The organism is Botrimarina hoheduenensis (assembly GCF_007859815.1).
Classification (GTDB): Bacteria; Planctomycetota; Planctomycetia; order Pirellulales; family Lacipirellulaceae; genus Botrimarina; species Botrimarina hoheduenensis.
The window spans coordinates 128,856-142,763 of sequence record NZ_SJPH01000006.1 but is presented as its reverse complement, the minus strand read 5'-3'; the positions used below and the strand labels follow the sequence as shown (position 1 = coordinate 142,763).

Genomic DNA, 13,908 nt, shown 5'->3' with positions numbered 1-13,908 from the left:
GTCACGCGATCAGCCAAAGAGCGCGCGAACCGCGATCTGCGACCAGGACTCGTAGTGCTCGATCTGGGACAAGATCTCATTTACCGGCAGGAAGCGGGCGTCTGCCAGGTCGTCTTCACACGGTGTGACCTGAGGGGATTCGACATCGAAGACGTGAACGACCCCCAAGTGAACGAGGCCGACGGGGGTCTCATCGTCGTTGATCAAACCGACCATCTGTTCGCGATAGGGGCCTTCGATGCGCACTTCTTCCGCCAGCTCACGCTCCAAGCCGCGACGGTACAGTCCCGCATCGGCTGCCGCCTGCGAGTGGTTGGCGTCAAGCGTCGAGATGTGCCCGCCGACACCAACGCTTCGCTTGGCCCGCAACCGCGACTCGCCTCCGCCCTGCCCGCGCTGGTAGGTGAACAGCCAGACGACACCCTGAGAGTCCGTATGCCTCATCAAGACGTAGGGGATCAACTGCTTGAAGGAGGGATCCTCTTCCATCGCGCTGCGTGGCCGATAGGCAAGTGCGCTGCTCGCCAGCAACGGCTTCAGATAGCGATCCACCTCCGCCGAGAAACCCTGAAAGTGACCGATCGCGTGCAGCTCAGTGGTAGGGACCACGAGCACCTGCTCTTCGCTGACGGTAGAGGTAGCCGACATCTTCGCTCCTGATGTTGTATTACTTCTCCGCGGCCAAGGGGGCAGCGGGGTCGCGCCCGGCCTGGATCCGCTCGGGCCGGATTCCGCAGGGCCCTCAATTGACAGGCCTTTTGCCAGAAGCACCGGAGTATACCGGCTCTCACGGCTTGGCGGACCGGTCCACGATCTCCCAGCGGTTTTCATCGCTGTTGCCTCGAAGCCGCGGGGCATACATGCCGGTAACCGTCGCGGGCAGAGCGGCGTAAACACCCGGGCTCTCGGCCCGCAATCGATAGCGCAGCGCGTGCTCGCCGCGTGGCAAGGACCGCACATAGAACCGGGCCCCCGCGTCGCGATACTCGGCATAGGCCCCCAGCCCGGCTCCCAGGTAGCCGCTGCGGGTATCGACCGCCTCAAAACCGGCCGCGCGCGGGTCTTCGATCACGACATACTCGTAGTCGTTCTTGCTGGTGACGATCAGTTCGACCTCGAACACCGCCCCACTTGGTGCCACACCCCGGTGCGGCGTTGCCACGCGGCGCGGCGCGGCCTCGTCTGCGAGAGCGTCTTGCAACAGATACAAACGACGTTCGATCCGCACCTCAAGTCCGGCTGCGCGCAGGTCGGGCTCCAGCGAGAAGTAGCTCAGCGAAGCGCCCGCGTAGAGTCGGCCTGCGTCTCGTTTGCGTAGCTCAAGCGTATGCCGTCCGGAGTCAAGCTCTTCGCCACGCAGCACGAAGCGACCGTCAAACCGCAGCGCTTCACCGGACTCGACCCGCGTTTGATCGCGTTTACGACCGTCGAGCCACACCTCGTACTCGCCCTCGGCGGCGGCCTGACCGCTGGCAAGCGCGTACTCCGAAAGGGCCTCGATCACCAAGGCCGTATCGCGGGTGCTGTTCCACCGTGCGCCGTCCAGCCGGGCATCGACCAGATGCTTGACGATCCGCGAGGCGGTCTCGCCGAGCGGTTCGGTGGCCGCAAGCAGCCGCAAGAACATGGCGTGGGTCTCGTACTCGCTCCCGTACCAGCGCCACCAGTTGTCGTCGGGCAGGTTGAGCCGAGCGGTTTGGTTCTCATCATCGACGGCAACGTATTGCCGCAGGTTGCGCAGCACGCGGTCGCGTAGCATCGCAGGCCGCGGATTGTTCGCCGCTGCAGAGGAATTGGCCTCGGCGTGCAGGGCCAAACCGAGCATGGCCCGGCCGTAGACCGCCAGCTTGAGCCGATCCGTGAAGAGTCGCTCGCGCATCGCTTCGTTGTGCTGCCCGGCTTCGGCGAGCGTCAGATGGACAAGGGCGTCCAAGTCGTCAGCGTAAGGCTTGCTGGGCGAGTCGGGATCGTTCGGCTTGCCCTCCGGACCGTAGTTGTCCCGAGCGCTGAGCTCGACGCTGCGGTGCGCATTGAGCCACGCGATGCCGCGGTCGAGCATCGGCTCGGCAACGGCGACGCCGCTCGCCCGGGCAGCGATCAAACCCCGCACGACCACGGCCGTGGTGTGGGCTGTGCTACGTTCGGTGAGGCCACTGAACCAGCCCCACCCACCATTGGAGAGCTGCATCTCCTCCAGTCGGCGGAGTCCCTCGGCTACAAGCCGGTCGACCTCACGCAAGTTGTTCACGGATTGCCTGACGCCGTCCGGCGGGCCCACCAGACGATCTGCTCCGGCTCTCTCGGCGAGATCGACCCCCAACTGCTCGACTGTACGACGGGTAATGACCGCGGGCAAAAAACGGTTGAGGGTTTGCTCGGTGCAGCCGTGCGGATACTCGATCAGGTAGGGCAACGCGTCGAGCATCGCGCCGACCAGGGTCGGCGTATAGCGCAACTCCAGCCGGGTTGTCTCGACACGCCGTTTCTCGGGAACAACCAGCTCAAGAGTCGCTTGACGTTGGTCGGGGCCCAGCGTTGCGCTGAAGGTTTCCGTGCGGAGGGACCCGTGCACTAGCACCGTCAGGGGCAGTTGAACCCCGTCACTCGCGACCAGGTCCGCTTCCGGATTCGGTCGCGCCTCGGCAAAGACCTGAACCGGCGTCTCTCCGGCAGTGCTGGCCTGCACGGTCCAGTCGATGCGTTGTTCGGCACCGGCGGGAATCGGCACCACGCGGCGTGCGTCGCTGGGCAGCTTCAGCGACTCTCCCGCGGCTTCCAACCAAACCGTGACCGACTGCGGTGTTGTTAGTTTGTTGTGTACAACGGCCGAAAGGGTCGCGGTGTCGCCTTCGACTAGTTGGCGTGGCATCTGCAAGCGGACCATCAGGTCCTTGCGCGTCACGACCTCGGCAGAACCCTCTCCGACACGCACGCCATCGCTGATGGCCCACACCCGCACCCGCCACGCGGTAAGGCTCTCGGGAAGCGTGATCGGCAGCACGGCGAAGCCGTCGGCATCGGTCACTACCGCGCCGACCCACAAAGCGGTGTCAGCAAAGTTCGTGCGGAGCGTTGGTTTCTCGCCTGCTGGCTCGGATTTTGCCATGGCGCGCGTCGCCATGGGCATCCCGATTGCCATATCTGCAACTTCGCTGATAGCACCGGCTCCGCCTCCCCATCGCACGCCCCTGCCCAGGATCCTATCGCCAGGATCCGCGAGCAGTAGGTCATCAAAAACGCCCAGGTACCCCATCGTCAGGCTATCAGGCAGCTGAATCGGGTAGCTGCCCGGGCTCTCTAGCGAGGCAGCGCCTGCGGGCGAATGACTACGCCGCCACTGCCAGAACCGCTTGACGAAATCTCCAGCCGATGCCGCGCCCGCCAACGCATCGACGCTACGGTCATAAACCGCCACGGTCGCTTCGCCAACGATCGGCACGCCTTGCGCATCCGTTAGCCGAACGCGCAAGGTTCCTTCTTGTCCCGGCAAGTAAGCATCCGCCGAAGGCACCACCTCAACGTCCAGCACACGCGGAGCGGGAGGAACCACAATCTGCTTGACCGCCGTGTGCATTCGTCCCTCGGCAATCGTCACCGCCTCGACAAAGATGTTCGGCTGATCGGCTGCGGTGATCGGCAACTCGAACACGTAGCTCTTCCCGGGGATCCGGATCACCTGGGGAGGAGCGTAGCTGCTCTGTTCCGCCCGCAAGAACAACGCCACGGTCGAGTTGGGTGCGTCGGTGCTGATTAGCAGCCGTGCGGTGTCACCCACCGCATAGGTGGGTTGGTCGGGAACGATCTCAACCGCGTTGTAGCGGAAGCCGTCGCCGTCGTAGCCCGGCCCGAGAATCGAGAACAGCACGCCCCCCGTGACCTCCGCCCCGTCGATCGCACGGCACTGATACACCAGCCGATAGCGGCCCGGTTCCGATGCTTTGAGTTTGAGACTCGCTGCTCCTTGCAGATCGGTCGGAGTATCCCAGGCCTGCACTTCGGTCTCTTCCAGGGTCGTGAGCTTATCGGCAGGGTCCTGGTCCGATCGCTCAGAGCGGGTCACCTTGTAAAGCACAAATCGTCCGGCACCGCCGACCGCTTTACCGTCGGGCAGCCGCACTTGGGACGTGGCGTTGATCGTTTCACCGACCGAGTAGAAGCCCCGCGCCAACCAGACCGTCGTCACGGCCGGCTGCTTCGACACGAGCACTTTCCCCGTCGCCGATTGCGTTCGGCGTGAAGCGTCGGTCACTTCGACCGACACCGTGTACTCGTAGCCCGGGACCGAAGGCGCGAGATCCTGGTCATCGCCGTCGGTTTCGATGCTAAGGCGGAGCCGTCCCGAGGCGTCCAGCCGACCTGTGCCCGAAAGCACGGTGGTCGCCGGCGCGCTCCAGCCGGGCGTGTTCCACTCGGGCAGCGGTGCCGGGCATCCCCATCGACCCCACTGCGGATACCAAGGGGCGTCTTCGGCGAGCCAGCCATAGCCCCGTCCGTACAACCAGTCCCACGGAGCCGGCGGCAGTGGCGAGCCCGACTTAACTCGACGCTCGACGCGATAGGTAACGCTAGCGCCAGCCACCGGATCGCCAAAATAATAGTCGGCCCCGATCACGGCTTCGAACGGTTCGTTCCAGCGCACCGCTTCGGCCGGGCCCTCAACCGTCACTTCGAATTCGGGTTTGCGATACTCTTCGACACGAAATGCGCCGCCCCCAAAACCGACGATCTGGATCCGATACACCCCCAGCGGAGAGCCCGCCGCGGGAGTGAACTCTCCCGCCAAGCCGCCATAGGTTGTCGCGGTCAGCAATCCCTGCCAAACCTGCTCCCCTTGGGGGTCGGTGATCTCGACCTCAAACGCCTGGTGCGCAAACTCGTTGCTTGCCTCGGTCGGAGGCTTCGAGTAATCGGGGCGTGCGATCCACGCCTTAAATTTAACCGTTGCCTCCGGCCGATAAACCGGTCGATCGGTTACCACGTAGGTCCGTGTGGCATTAGGTAAGCCTTCGGCGGGCTGGCGCCGCCAAAGCCGCTCAAAACCCAGATAGGCAGAACGCCCATCGGTGCCGCGTGCACGGCAAAGCCATTGCATCGGCTCTTCATCGGCGGCGGCCGGTTTGAGAAACACTCCAACCCAGCCGCTCGCGTCGATCTTGGCTTCATCACGAAGGGTTTCGATACGCGGCTTGGTGCGCTCCTTGCCATAGCGCGAGCGGTAGCCAAATAGGCGGACCGTGGCGTCGGTAACGGGGCTTCCGTCGCGAGCGTCGAGCACGCCGAGCACCATGCCCTCAGCCGCAGGCTTGCGCACCAGTGCGGTGTCCACCACGCGCACGATCTGCTGAAACTCGCTCCCTCCCGCCGGTCGGCCTGTCACCAGATAGACGCCCGCTTCGGGGAGCGGCACAGAGACCACGGTCGCGGTGTCGCCGTGATCGGCGGCGCGTGGCGTCGGTGTCGACCATTCCGCTAACAAGGGCCCCAAGTACTTTGCCGCTTCAGTTTGGAGCATCTCCCAGCCGAGTCCCTCGAGCATCTGCAGACGTTCGGCCGACTCGCCATCGCTGGCTTCCAGGGCCTTTTCCAGATCATCGAGAAGCGTGTCTACCGCTATGCGTCGCGCGGTAAAATCAATCCGTTCGGTATTGCGATGCTCGATCCGCAACCGCGGGGCCTCGCCTGCCACGTGGCGGGTCTCGCCCCAAGCCGAGGTGCGGGCCCACGGACGTATGATCTGATCCAGTTGCTCTGCTGCCAATTCAGCGTCGAAATCGTTGGCCGACTTCTCGGCAGTTTGCAACGGCACTTCCGCCAGGGCCGTTCGGAGCACATCGGCCGCGCGACCGCGTTGACATCGATTCAGATACTCCTCCGCCAGCGACTGCCAGGCTCCGTACTTGGCCATCCGACTCATAAATCGGTGACCCTCGGGCAGGGCATAGCGCTTTGCTCCCTGCCCAACGTCGGCGATGACCTCGTCGTCCCCCAGCATCGATAGATCGGTGACAAACGCATCGTCTTCGGGATAATCATTGTTGAACGCGCCGATTCCAAGAAACTCTTGCAAGAACTCGGCGTAAGCGAGTTCGGCATCGGCCGGGCCATCGGGATCCAGGCGCCCCCATTCGGCGAGGGCCCATCGCCACCGCTCGCCGTCGGTACGCGCGGCCTCCCAGCTCTCCGGAATCTCGTGCAACACCAGCGTGCCGTCTTCCTTCAAGAGCAACGGCGTAAGGGTCTCTTCGTTTTGTCTGTCGAGCGGCGGCAGGCTTTCCAGATCGGTCAGCAATTGAAGCGGGGGCGCACCGCGCGAGTAACTCTGCGGGAAAACATTGCTGGCCAGTTCGCGGGCGATCTCGGCACGCAGATCAGCCTGGGAGTCGCTCAACCGTAGCGCTCGGGTCAGCAACTGCAAAATGCGCACCCGATCCCGGGCTGCGGCATTCACGGAGCGATCACCCCCGCGCCAGGTACCCCGCTGGAACACCTCTCGCAGCAGCACCCCATATGCGGGGAGCGCCCGATACCCGCGCGCCGCGGCAAGCAACAGCGCCGGATTGGTGGCGTAGCGTTCGACCGCCGCCTCGATCAACGCATCGGCTTGGTCAATCCGGTTGAGCTCGGACAAGCAGCTTAGCGCTGCGCTCAGATCCGTCGCATCGGCGTCGCCCACTTCGAGGCGCTGCTGAGCCTGTTGCAGGGCTTCCTCCCAATAGCCCTCCGTCATCGCGGCAGCGACGGCGGGACTGCTTGGAAGTGATTCGTTGAGAGTGATGGCAACACTCGGCAAAGGATCAGCGGCGCGTACCGGTCCGATGACTCCCAATGTGACCAGAACGACCAACGGGAACACCACTTGGCCCGTCCGCCGGTTAGCGGTCCCGAGAGCGGGCAGCAGGCGTTGTAAGAAAAGGCTGAAAATCGACATGCCGGCTCCGTCTGACACGCTCCCCCAAAAGTACCATCCTGCGCGACCGGCAGAATCCCCCTGGGCTACGGCCCTCAACCTACCGGATTCTGTGGCTTAGGGCATCCGAGGGGGGTCGTCTTTACCGCTTGGGGCCGGACAGAACCTAGGTTTGGGGGTCTGCCAGTCGAGGCCGAATCCGCCTCCGCTGCGCACTCCCTTCACCTAAGACCCGACGACCCGCTGATGAGCAACCTGCAACGCGGCATCACGACGGCCCCTTCGCTGCTATCCAGTCTGCATCGCCTGCTCGACGGGGTTGCGGTAACCGTGGTTTCGTACCTGGCGGCGCAGCTCACCCCGACCGGTGGCGACGCGGGACACTCGCTCGTCAACGAGTGGCTTGGCGTTACCGCGGCGGCAATTGTCGGCTTCCATATGATCAGCGAGCTGACCGGGGTCTACCGAAGCTGGCGCGGAGCGCGGCTGCGCGGCGAGTTGGGCTGCCTGGCGCTCACCTGGGCCTACACGGTCGCCACGCTACTCGGGGTCGGCTTGATCACGGGTTACAACGCGCGCTTCATGTATGAAACCAAGATCGTCTGGATCCTGGGCACACCGGTGGCCATGCTGGCGCTGCGCTCGCTGCTGCGCTTGGTCCAGCGTCGCTTGCACGCCGAGGGATGGAACGCCCGGCGGGTGGCGATCTGCGGCGTCAACCAGCTGGGCATTCAGCTCGCTCGCAACCTGCAAGAATCTCCCGAACTGGGTCTCAAGACGGTCGGCTTCTACGACGATCGGGCTTACGATCGGCGGCAAGGGCAGCGACGCTCAGCAAGCCGCGAGAAGACGCCGACCGCTTCCAGCGATTCCGATCGCCGCTCCGAAACGGAGTTGGCCAACGTGAGCGCCACGCGCAAGGCGACCGTTCCGGCCGATCTGGGCGAGGTCGTCGGTGGGGTCACCGAGTTGCTCGAGGCCGCTCGCCTCGGTGAGATCGACACGATCTACTTGACATTCCCCATGCGCGCCGAAGCCCGCATGAGAAAGGTGCTCAACCGCTTGGCGGACACGACGGCCGATGTGTACATCGTCCCCGACTTCTTTGTGTTCGAGTTGCTCCACGCGCGGCTGACCAACGTCGGCGGACTGCCGGCCGTGAGCATCCACGAGAACCCGCTCTACGGCATCGATGGTTTGTTGAAGCGCGCGGCCGACCTCGTTTTTGCCACCTTGCTGCTAGCGATTCTTGCGGTGCCCATGATGGTGATCGCGGCCGCCGTGAAAATCACGAGCCCCGGGCCGGTCTTCTTCCGCCAGAAGCGTTACGGGCTGGACGGCCGCGAGATCATGGTCTGGAAGTTCCGCAGCATGCGGACCGACCAGTGCGAAGTCGGCACCGCCGGCACGGTCCTGAAGCAAGCCACGAAGGGAGACCCGCGCATCACACGGATCGGGGCCTTCCTGCGGAAATCGAGCCTCGACGAGCTGCCGCAGCTGTTCAATGTCATCGGCGGATCGATGAGTCTCGTAGGCCCCCGGCCGCACGCCTCGGCCCACAACGAGCAGTATCGCTCGCTGATCGACGGCTACATGCTGCGTCACAAGGTGAAGCCGGGGATCACCGGCTTGGCGCAGGTCATGGGCTATCGGGGCGAGACCGAAACGCTCGACAAGATGGAAGGCCGCGTCCGGTACGACCACGAGTACATCCGCACCTGGAGCTTCTCAATGGACATCGAGATCCTTTTGAGGACCGTGTTCGTCGTCTTTGGGCAGAAGAACGCCTATTAGGCCGCACCGCTGGTTGAGCGCTCCCCTAAGAAGAAAGCGACCACGCAGAAGTCGATCCGATCTGAACTAAGATCCGAAAGATTTGCGCCGGTTCGGGGCCGATAACGCTACTAATGGTTGTAGCGATTCTCCGTACCGTGCTGCTTGCTACGCTAGCGTCGCAGACGTTCGCGGGAGAAACACTGCGCCGCTTGCCTCCCGTGCAAGCAACCGCCGCGTACCCGACAACTTCTTCCCCAACCGGCAGACTCACGCCGCCTGCCTCGGTGATGATCGCGGCCGCCTACGAGGCACCGCACACGACATCACCTGCGGTCGAAGAACCGCCAGCGCTGCTGGGGTTTGAATCCGGGGACGACGGCGTGCCGCTGTACGAGATCGGCGCGGTGTTCGATAAAGGGCTCTTTATCCGCTCGACCGATCTGCAAGCACGCCCGTACGCTCTGTACGTTGGCGCTCGGATGCAGCTGAGGCACACCGGCTTCATCCGCGACGAAACCACCTGGACCGATGCGGCGGGCGTTACGCGTGAGATTCGCAATCGCAACAACTTCGACACCGAGCGGCTGCGGCTCAACCTGCAGGGCACGGCGATCGATCCCGCGCTGAGTTATTACGTGGTCGTCGATGGCGACGCCGACGGCGCTTCGTCCGCCGACTTTCTCGCCTACATCGCCACCTACGAATTCGACCCCGCCTTCAAGGTGCGGATGGGCCGCTGGAAGGCCGCCAGCGATCGCGAGTGGCTCGAATCGTCGCGCTTCTTCCGGATGACCGATCGCTCGCTGGCGACCGAGTACTTTCGCGTCGGCTTTACCGACGGCGTGTGGCTGCTGGGCGACCTGGGCGATCACTGGAGTTACGAAACGTCGCTCACCAACGGGTTGCGCACCTCTACTCGCCGTCCGTTCGATCAAGACGATAACCTCGGCGCCGCGGTGACGATCGCTTACGAGCCGCTCGGCGACTTCGGCCCCGGCGAAGCGGACTACGCCTGTCACACGACCCCCGTCGTGCGGCTGGGTGGGAGCTTTGCGTACGACAAGGCCGACGACCGGAGCGACGCCGGCTTCCCGCTGGGCGATGATAGTTTTCTTACGCTCTCCGACGGCACGCGGCTGAGCGACGTGGGGAGCCTAGCGCCGGGCGTGCGTCTGCTGGGCGATCGCGTGCTGAAGTCGTCGCTCGACTGGGGCGTGAAGTACCGCGGCTGGAGCTTCTCGGGCGAGTACTTCATCCGCTCGATCCAGGACCTCGTGGCCGATGGTCCGTTGCCAATGACGCAGTTGTACGATTACGGCTATCGGGTTGCAGGCGGCGTGTTTCTCGTGCCCCAGCGGTTCGACGTGAACGCCGGCATGTCGCAAGTCTCTGGCTTGTACGGCGACGCCTATGAGTACCTCGTCGGCTTCAACTGGTACTGGGGTTCGGGCCAGCGCGACGGCAAACTCGACGACCGCGTGAACAAGTTCTCAATGGACGTGCTCGAAGTGAAGGGGAGCCCCGTCACGAGCACGCCAGCCGACTTCATCGCCGGCGACGACGGCGTGATGTTCCGCACGCAGGTGCAAATCGGCTTCTAGCGGCGGTTCGCTCACCACGCTTGGTCAGCAGCGATACCTGACCCGAGAGCCCGGTTCTTGTTTGCCCGGCCGCTTGTCCGTGGCTGGCAGCCCGAGAGGTTGGACTATGCTAGCCAAGACACTGGCGGAGCCAGTGGCACGCATAAGACGGATCTACGAGTGCCACCCGCCGAAGGATCTTCATTTGACTCGCCAACCGATTAGCGGTCCGGGCGCCAACCCGCGAGTGGCTCCGCACTACCTCAGCGGAAAATCTTCTCGCGATGGTGAGCCATGTAGGCCTGTGTCCCCTCGTCAGGGCCCCTCCTCAGCGCCAATCCCTCCAGGCGCAATAGCTGTCTCTCGCCGACTGGCAATCGCTCCGAGACCATCAGTCGGCCCGCGGGATCAAACGTGATAAGCCCCGCGTCGAACAACGCGTCGGTAGTGGCGACCAGAGGCAGGCCGTTGGCCGGGTCGAGCCGTTCTTGGTTGTCGCTGTCGCGCCACGGCTTGATGTGCGAGGCCCGCACCGCTTCGAGCGTCGCGACTCCGGTCACGCAGCAGCGGCCTCCCCAGCGGGCGAGCACCTCCGACCGGAACCGCCCCTGACCGACGCGGGCGTTGGCCAGCCGCTCCTTCTCGGTTTCCTCGATCCTCATGCGGAGGATCTGCTTGAGGTCGAGAATCAACGTGCTCTCGGCCGTCGGCGGCTTGCGGAGTTCCGCGACTGGGATACGCTTGGCGACGACGCCGTAGGTCGCCGCCCCCTCATCGATCACGCCGCCGAACCGCAGCAGCGACTCGTTGTCGAACGACTTGATTTTCCGCCGGGCCGAGTTCGGGTTCTTCACGGTGCAGACGACGCCGTACCCCACGGCTCCCGCGCGGATCGCCTCGACGTGCCGCGCGCGTTCGGGGAAGCCCGCCGACTTGCCAGACCAATCGGCGTTGAGCAGCAGGCTGCGTTCTCCGTCGGGGGTGGATTCGATCTCATCCGCCCACACGCGTAAGAACACCTCGTTAGTCACCGGGTTGGTGGCGCCCCACGCCCAACGGGCGTTGGCGAGGTTCGCCCCGAGAGTCTCTGTAAAGAAACGGCTGATGCTCATGAGGACCTACCTCCCTTGGACCGCCGGGTGGCACCGGCAGCTCATCTTATAGCGTGCCACTGGCTCCGCCAGTGTCTTGGCTAGCATAGTCCAACCTCTCGGGCTGACGCCCACGGACAATCGGCCGGGCAAACAAGAACCGGCTCGCTGAACCTAAAGCGGCCGAGGGTCGATACTAACCACTGCTCTCCTCTCCCGATATGAAATCGACTCGGAGCGTGGCGCTGTGTCGTTGGGCGCCATGCTATCCCGGATGATTACTGCTGGGAAAGGCGTTTGGCTTCGCGCACCAGGCCCAGGAACTCGGCGCGGTCGCCGTGCGGGTCGTCGCCCAGGTTGCTCTCGGCCCGCTGCAGGACGGCGTCGTAGGACGCGGCGCCGCGATGCTGTGAGTTCCGCAGCAGCAGCCCGAACTCCGCTACCGCCGAGGCGAACTGGAAGTCGGCACTCGCGTCGGTAAGGGATGCTTCCTCGTCGACGAGCGGGAACTCCAGCTTGGTGCTCGTGTCGCCGTCGGGCTGCTTGTAGCGGATCTTTAGCGTCAGCAGCTCAGGCGATTCGGGCAACTCAGGCGCGTCGGCTTTTGCCGTCTGAGCGCTGCGTTCTGCCGGCTCCTGCTGATACTTGAGCGGATCGACCCCCTCAGCCAAACCGGTCGGGACGATCTCATACAGGGCGGTCACCGTATGGCCGGCACCGATCTCCCCGGCGTCTTTCTGATCGTCGTTAAAATCCTCGGCGGCGAGCAGGCGGTTCTCGTAGCCGACAAGTCGATACCGCGCGACCTGCTGCGGATTGAACTCGACTTGCAGTTTCACATCCTTGGCGATCGTGACGAGCGTGCCCGACATCTGCCGCACCAGCACGCGATGGGCTTCTCGATCCGAATCGATGTAGGCGTACACGCCATTGCCGCGTCCCGAGATGGTTTCCATCATCGCGTCGTTGAGGTTGCCACGCCCGAACCCAAGCACCGAGAGAAAGACGCCCGTCTCACGGGCTTTGGTCTCAACCAAATCGCCCAGTGCGGTGTCGCCCGTCAGACCGACATTGAAGTCGCCATCGGTGCACAGCAGCACGCGGTTCATCCCGCCGGTGATGAAGTTTTCTTCGGCTGTTTGGTAGGCCAACTGGATGCCGGCACCGCCGGCGGTTGATCCTCCGGCGGTGAGCCGATCAAGCGCAGCGAGGATCGTCGGCTTGTCGGCCCCCGAGGTGCTCGGCAGCGCGAGACCCTCGCTCGACGCGTACACCACGAGCGCAACCCGGTCGTTCTCACCCAACTGGCGTACAAGCCGTTTCAAACCTGCGACCAGCAGCGGCAGCTTGTTGGGCTCGTTCATCGACCCGGACACATCCACCAAGAACACAAGGTTCGAGAGCGGACGCTTGTCAGCCAGCACCTCGCGTCCCTTGATGCCGATCCGCACCAACCGATGCCGCGCATTCCAGGGACAATCCGCCACTTCAAGATTCGCGGCAAACGGAACCTCACTCTCGGCCGCGGGAGCCTCATAGGCGTAGTCGAAGTAGTTCACGAGTTCTTCAATCCGCACCGCATCGGCGGGCGGCAGCTGATGACGCTGCTGCAAAAACTGGCGAACATTGGCGTAGCTGGCCGTGTCGACATCGATCGAGAACGTGCTGAGGGCTTCGGCCCCCTGGGCGAGAACGAACGGGTTTTCGTTGATCGCGGCGTAACGATCGCCCCCCGCGATTCCGGGCAGATGTTGCCAGGAGAATGCCTGATCTGCCTGCCGGGCACGCAGATCGACGCGGCCTTTAAGTTCCCGTCCGTAACTGTCTGCCGAGAAGACGAAAGGAGGGCTCGCGGGCGAAGCGCTGGACGCGGGCGTTCGGCCGGAATAGCTCGGCGATTCCAGCGCGGGTGTCGCCCCTGAGCTGATGGCGGATGGCGTTCGCGCTGGTTTTGCGGCAACTCCTTCTGCTGCCTCCAAGCCGCGTTGGAGCCGATCGGTATCGACCCCTTCGCTGCGGCCAAGCCCTAAGGAGTCGGGGGTTTCGTCCGCGAGAGCGACGCCGCCTCGAGCGCTCTTGCCGAAACTAGCGCCGCTCGCCTCCTCGGTCGGCATGGACTCGGATTTCGAACTAAACGATTCTCCGTCGGCCACCGCGGAAGAGCGCTCGCGGTTGCCTTGCTCAGCCGTAAAGGGCTGCTTTGGCATTGGCGGCTTGGAAGCGTCCGCGGGCATGTTGATCGCCACCTGATCGGCCTCTTGCAAACCGTTCGGCAACAGCCCGACGCTAATGCCAACCAGCAAGCAAGCCGCGATCGCCAGCGAAACCCAGCGCCACCGCGCGGGTTTGCTTTCCGCAAGCGCAGCACCGGACTGACCACGGGACAAGATTGCCTCGCGCAGGTCGGGCGGTGTTTCGCCACCTACCGCCTCGGCTAGCAGACGATCGGTTACCCGGTCGTGCAAATCGTTCGTTGAAAGATTGCGTTCAGACATGACCATCGCCTCGCTGGGGAAGCGTTAAGGGGAAAGATTAGAAGGTTGGCACGCCGGCT

Annotated in this window: 6 protein-coding genes; 2 read left to right on the top strand and 4 right to left on the bottom strand. The window is 64.0% G+C overall.

Going from position 1 to position 13,908, the window contains the following annotated elements:
- Positions 1-9: 9 nt before the first annotated feature.
- Together Pla111_RS13330 and Pla111_RS13325 are read right to left on the bottom strand one after the other, a co-directional pair.
- Positions 10-648 (bottom strand): phosphoesterase, encoded by a 639-nt coding sequence (locus tag Pla111_RS13330; RefSeq protein WP_146574941.1) that lies wholly within the window; start codon positions 646-648, stop codon positions 10-12.
- A 139-nt stretch (positions 649-787) separates the two neighbouring features.
- Entirely contained in the window at positions 788-6,928 is a 6,141-nt protein-coding gene (locus Pla111_RS13325; protein ID WP_146574940.1) for an alpha-2-macroglobulin family protein, read from the bottom strand.
- A gap of 225 nt (positions 6,929-7,153) precedes the next feature.
- On the opposite strand from Pla111_RS13325, the gene Pla111_RS13320 reads away from it, so the two are divergent.
- Together Pla111_RS13320 and Pla111_RS13315 are read left to right on the top strand one after the other, a co-directional pair.
- Positions 7,154-8,701 (top strand): undecaprenyl-phosphate glucose phosphotransferase, encoded by a 1,548-nt coding sequence (locus tag Pla111_RS13320; RefSeq protein ID WP_146574939.1) that lies wholly within the window; start codon positions 7,154-7,156, stop codon positions 8,699-8,701.
- Between the two features lie 113 nt (positions 8,702-8,814).
- Positions 8,815-10,284: a hypothetical protein gene (locus Pla111_RS13315; protein ID WP_146574938.1), complete on the top strand. Its 1,470-nt coding sequence runs from the start codon at positions 8,815-8,817 to the stop codon at positions 10,282-10,284.
- Between the two features lie 242 nt (positions 10,285-10,526).
- Here Pla111_RS13315 and Pla111_RS13310 read toward each other — a convergent pair whose 3' ends face one another.
- Together Pla111_RS13310 and Pla111_RS13305 are read right to left on the bottom strand one after the other, a co-directional pair.
- Positions 10,527-11,375, bottom strand: coding sequence for an HNH endonuclease (locus tag Pla111_RS13310; protein WP_146574937.1), 849 nt, complete (start codon positions 11,373-11,375; stop codon positions 10,527-10,529).
- A 257-nt stretch (positions 11,376-11,632) separates the two neighbouring features.
- Positions 11,633-13,849, bottom strand: coding sequence for a YfbK domain-containing protein (locus tag Pla111_RS13305; protein WP_231931023.1), 2,217 nt, complete (start codon positions 13,847-13,849; stop codon positions 11,633-11,635).
- Positions 13,850-13,908 lie beyond the last annotated feature (59 nt).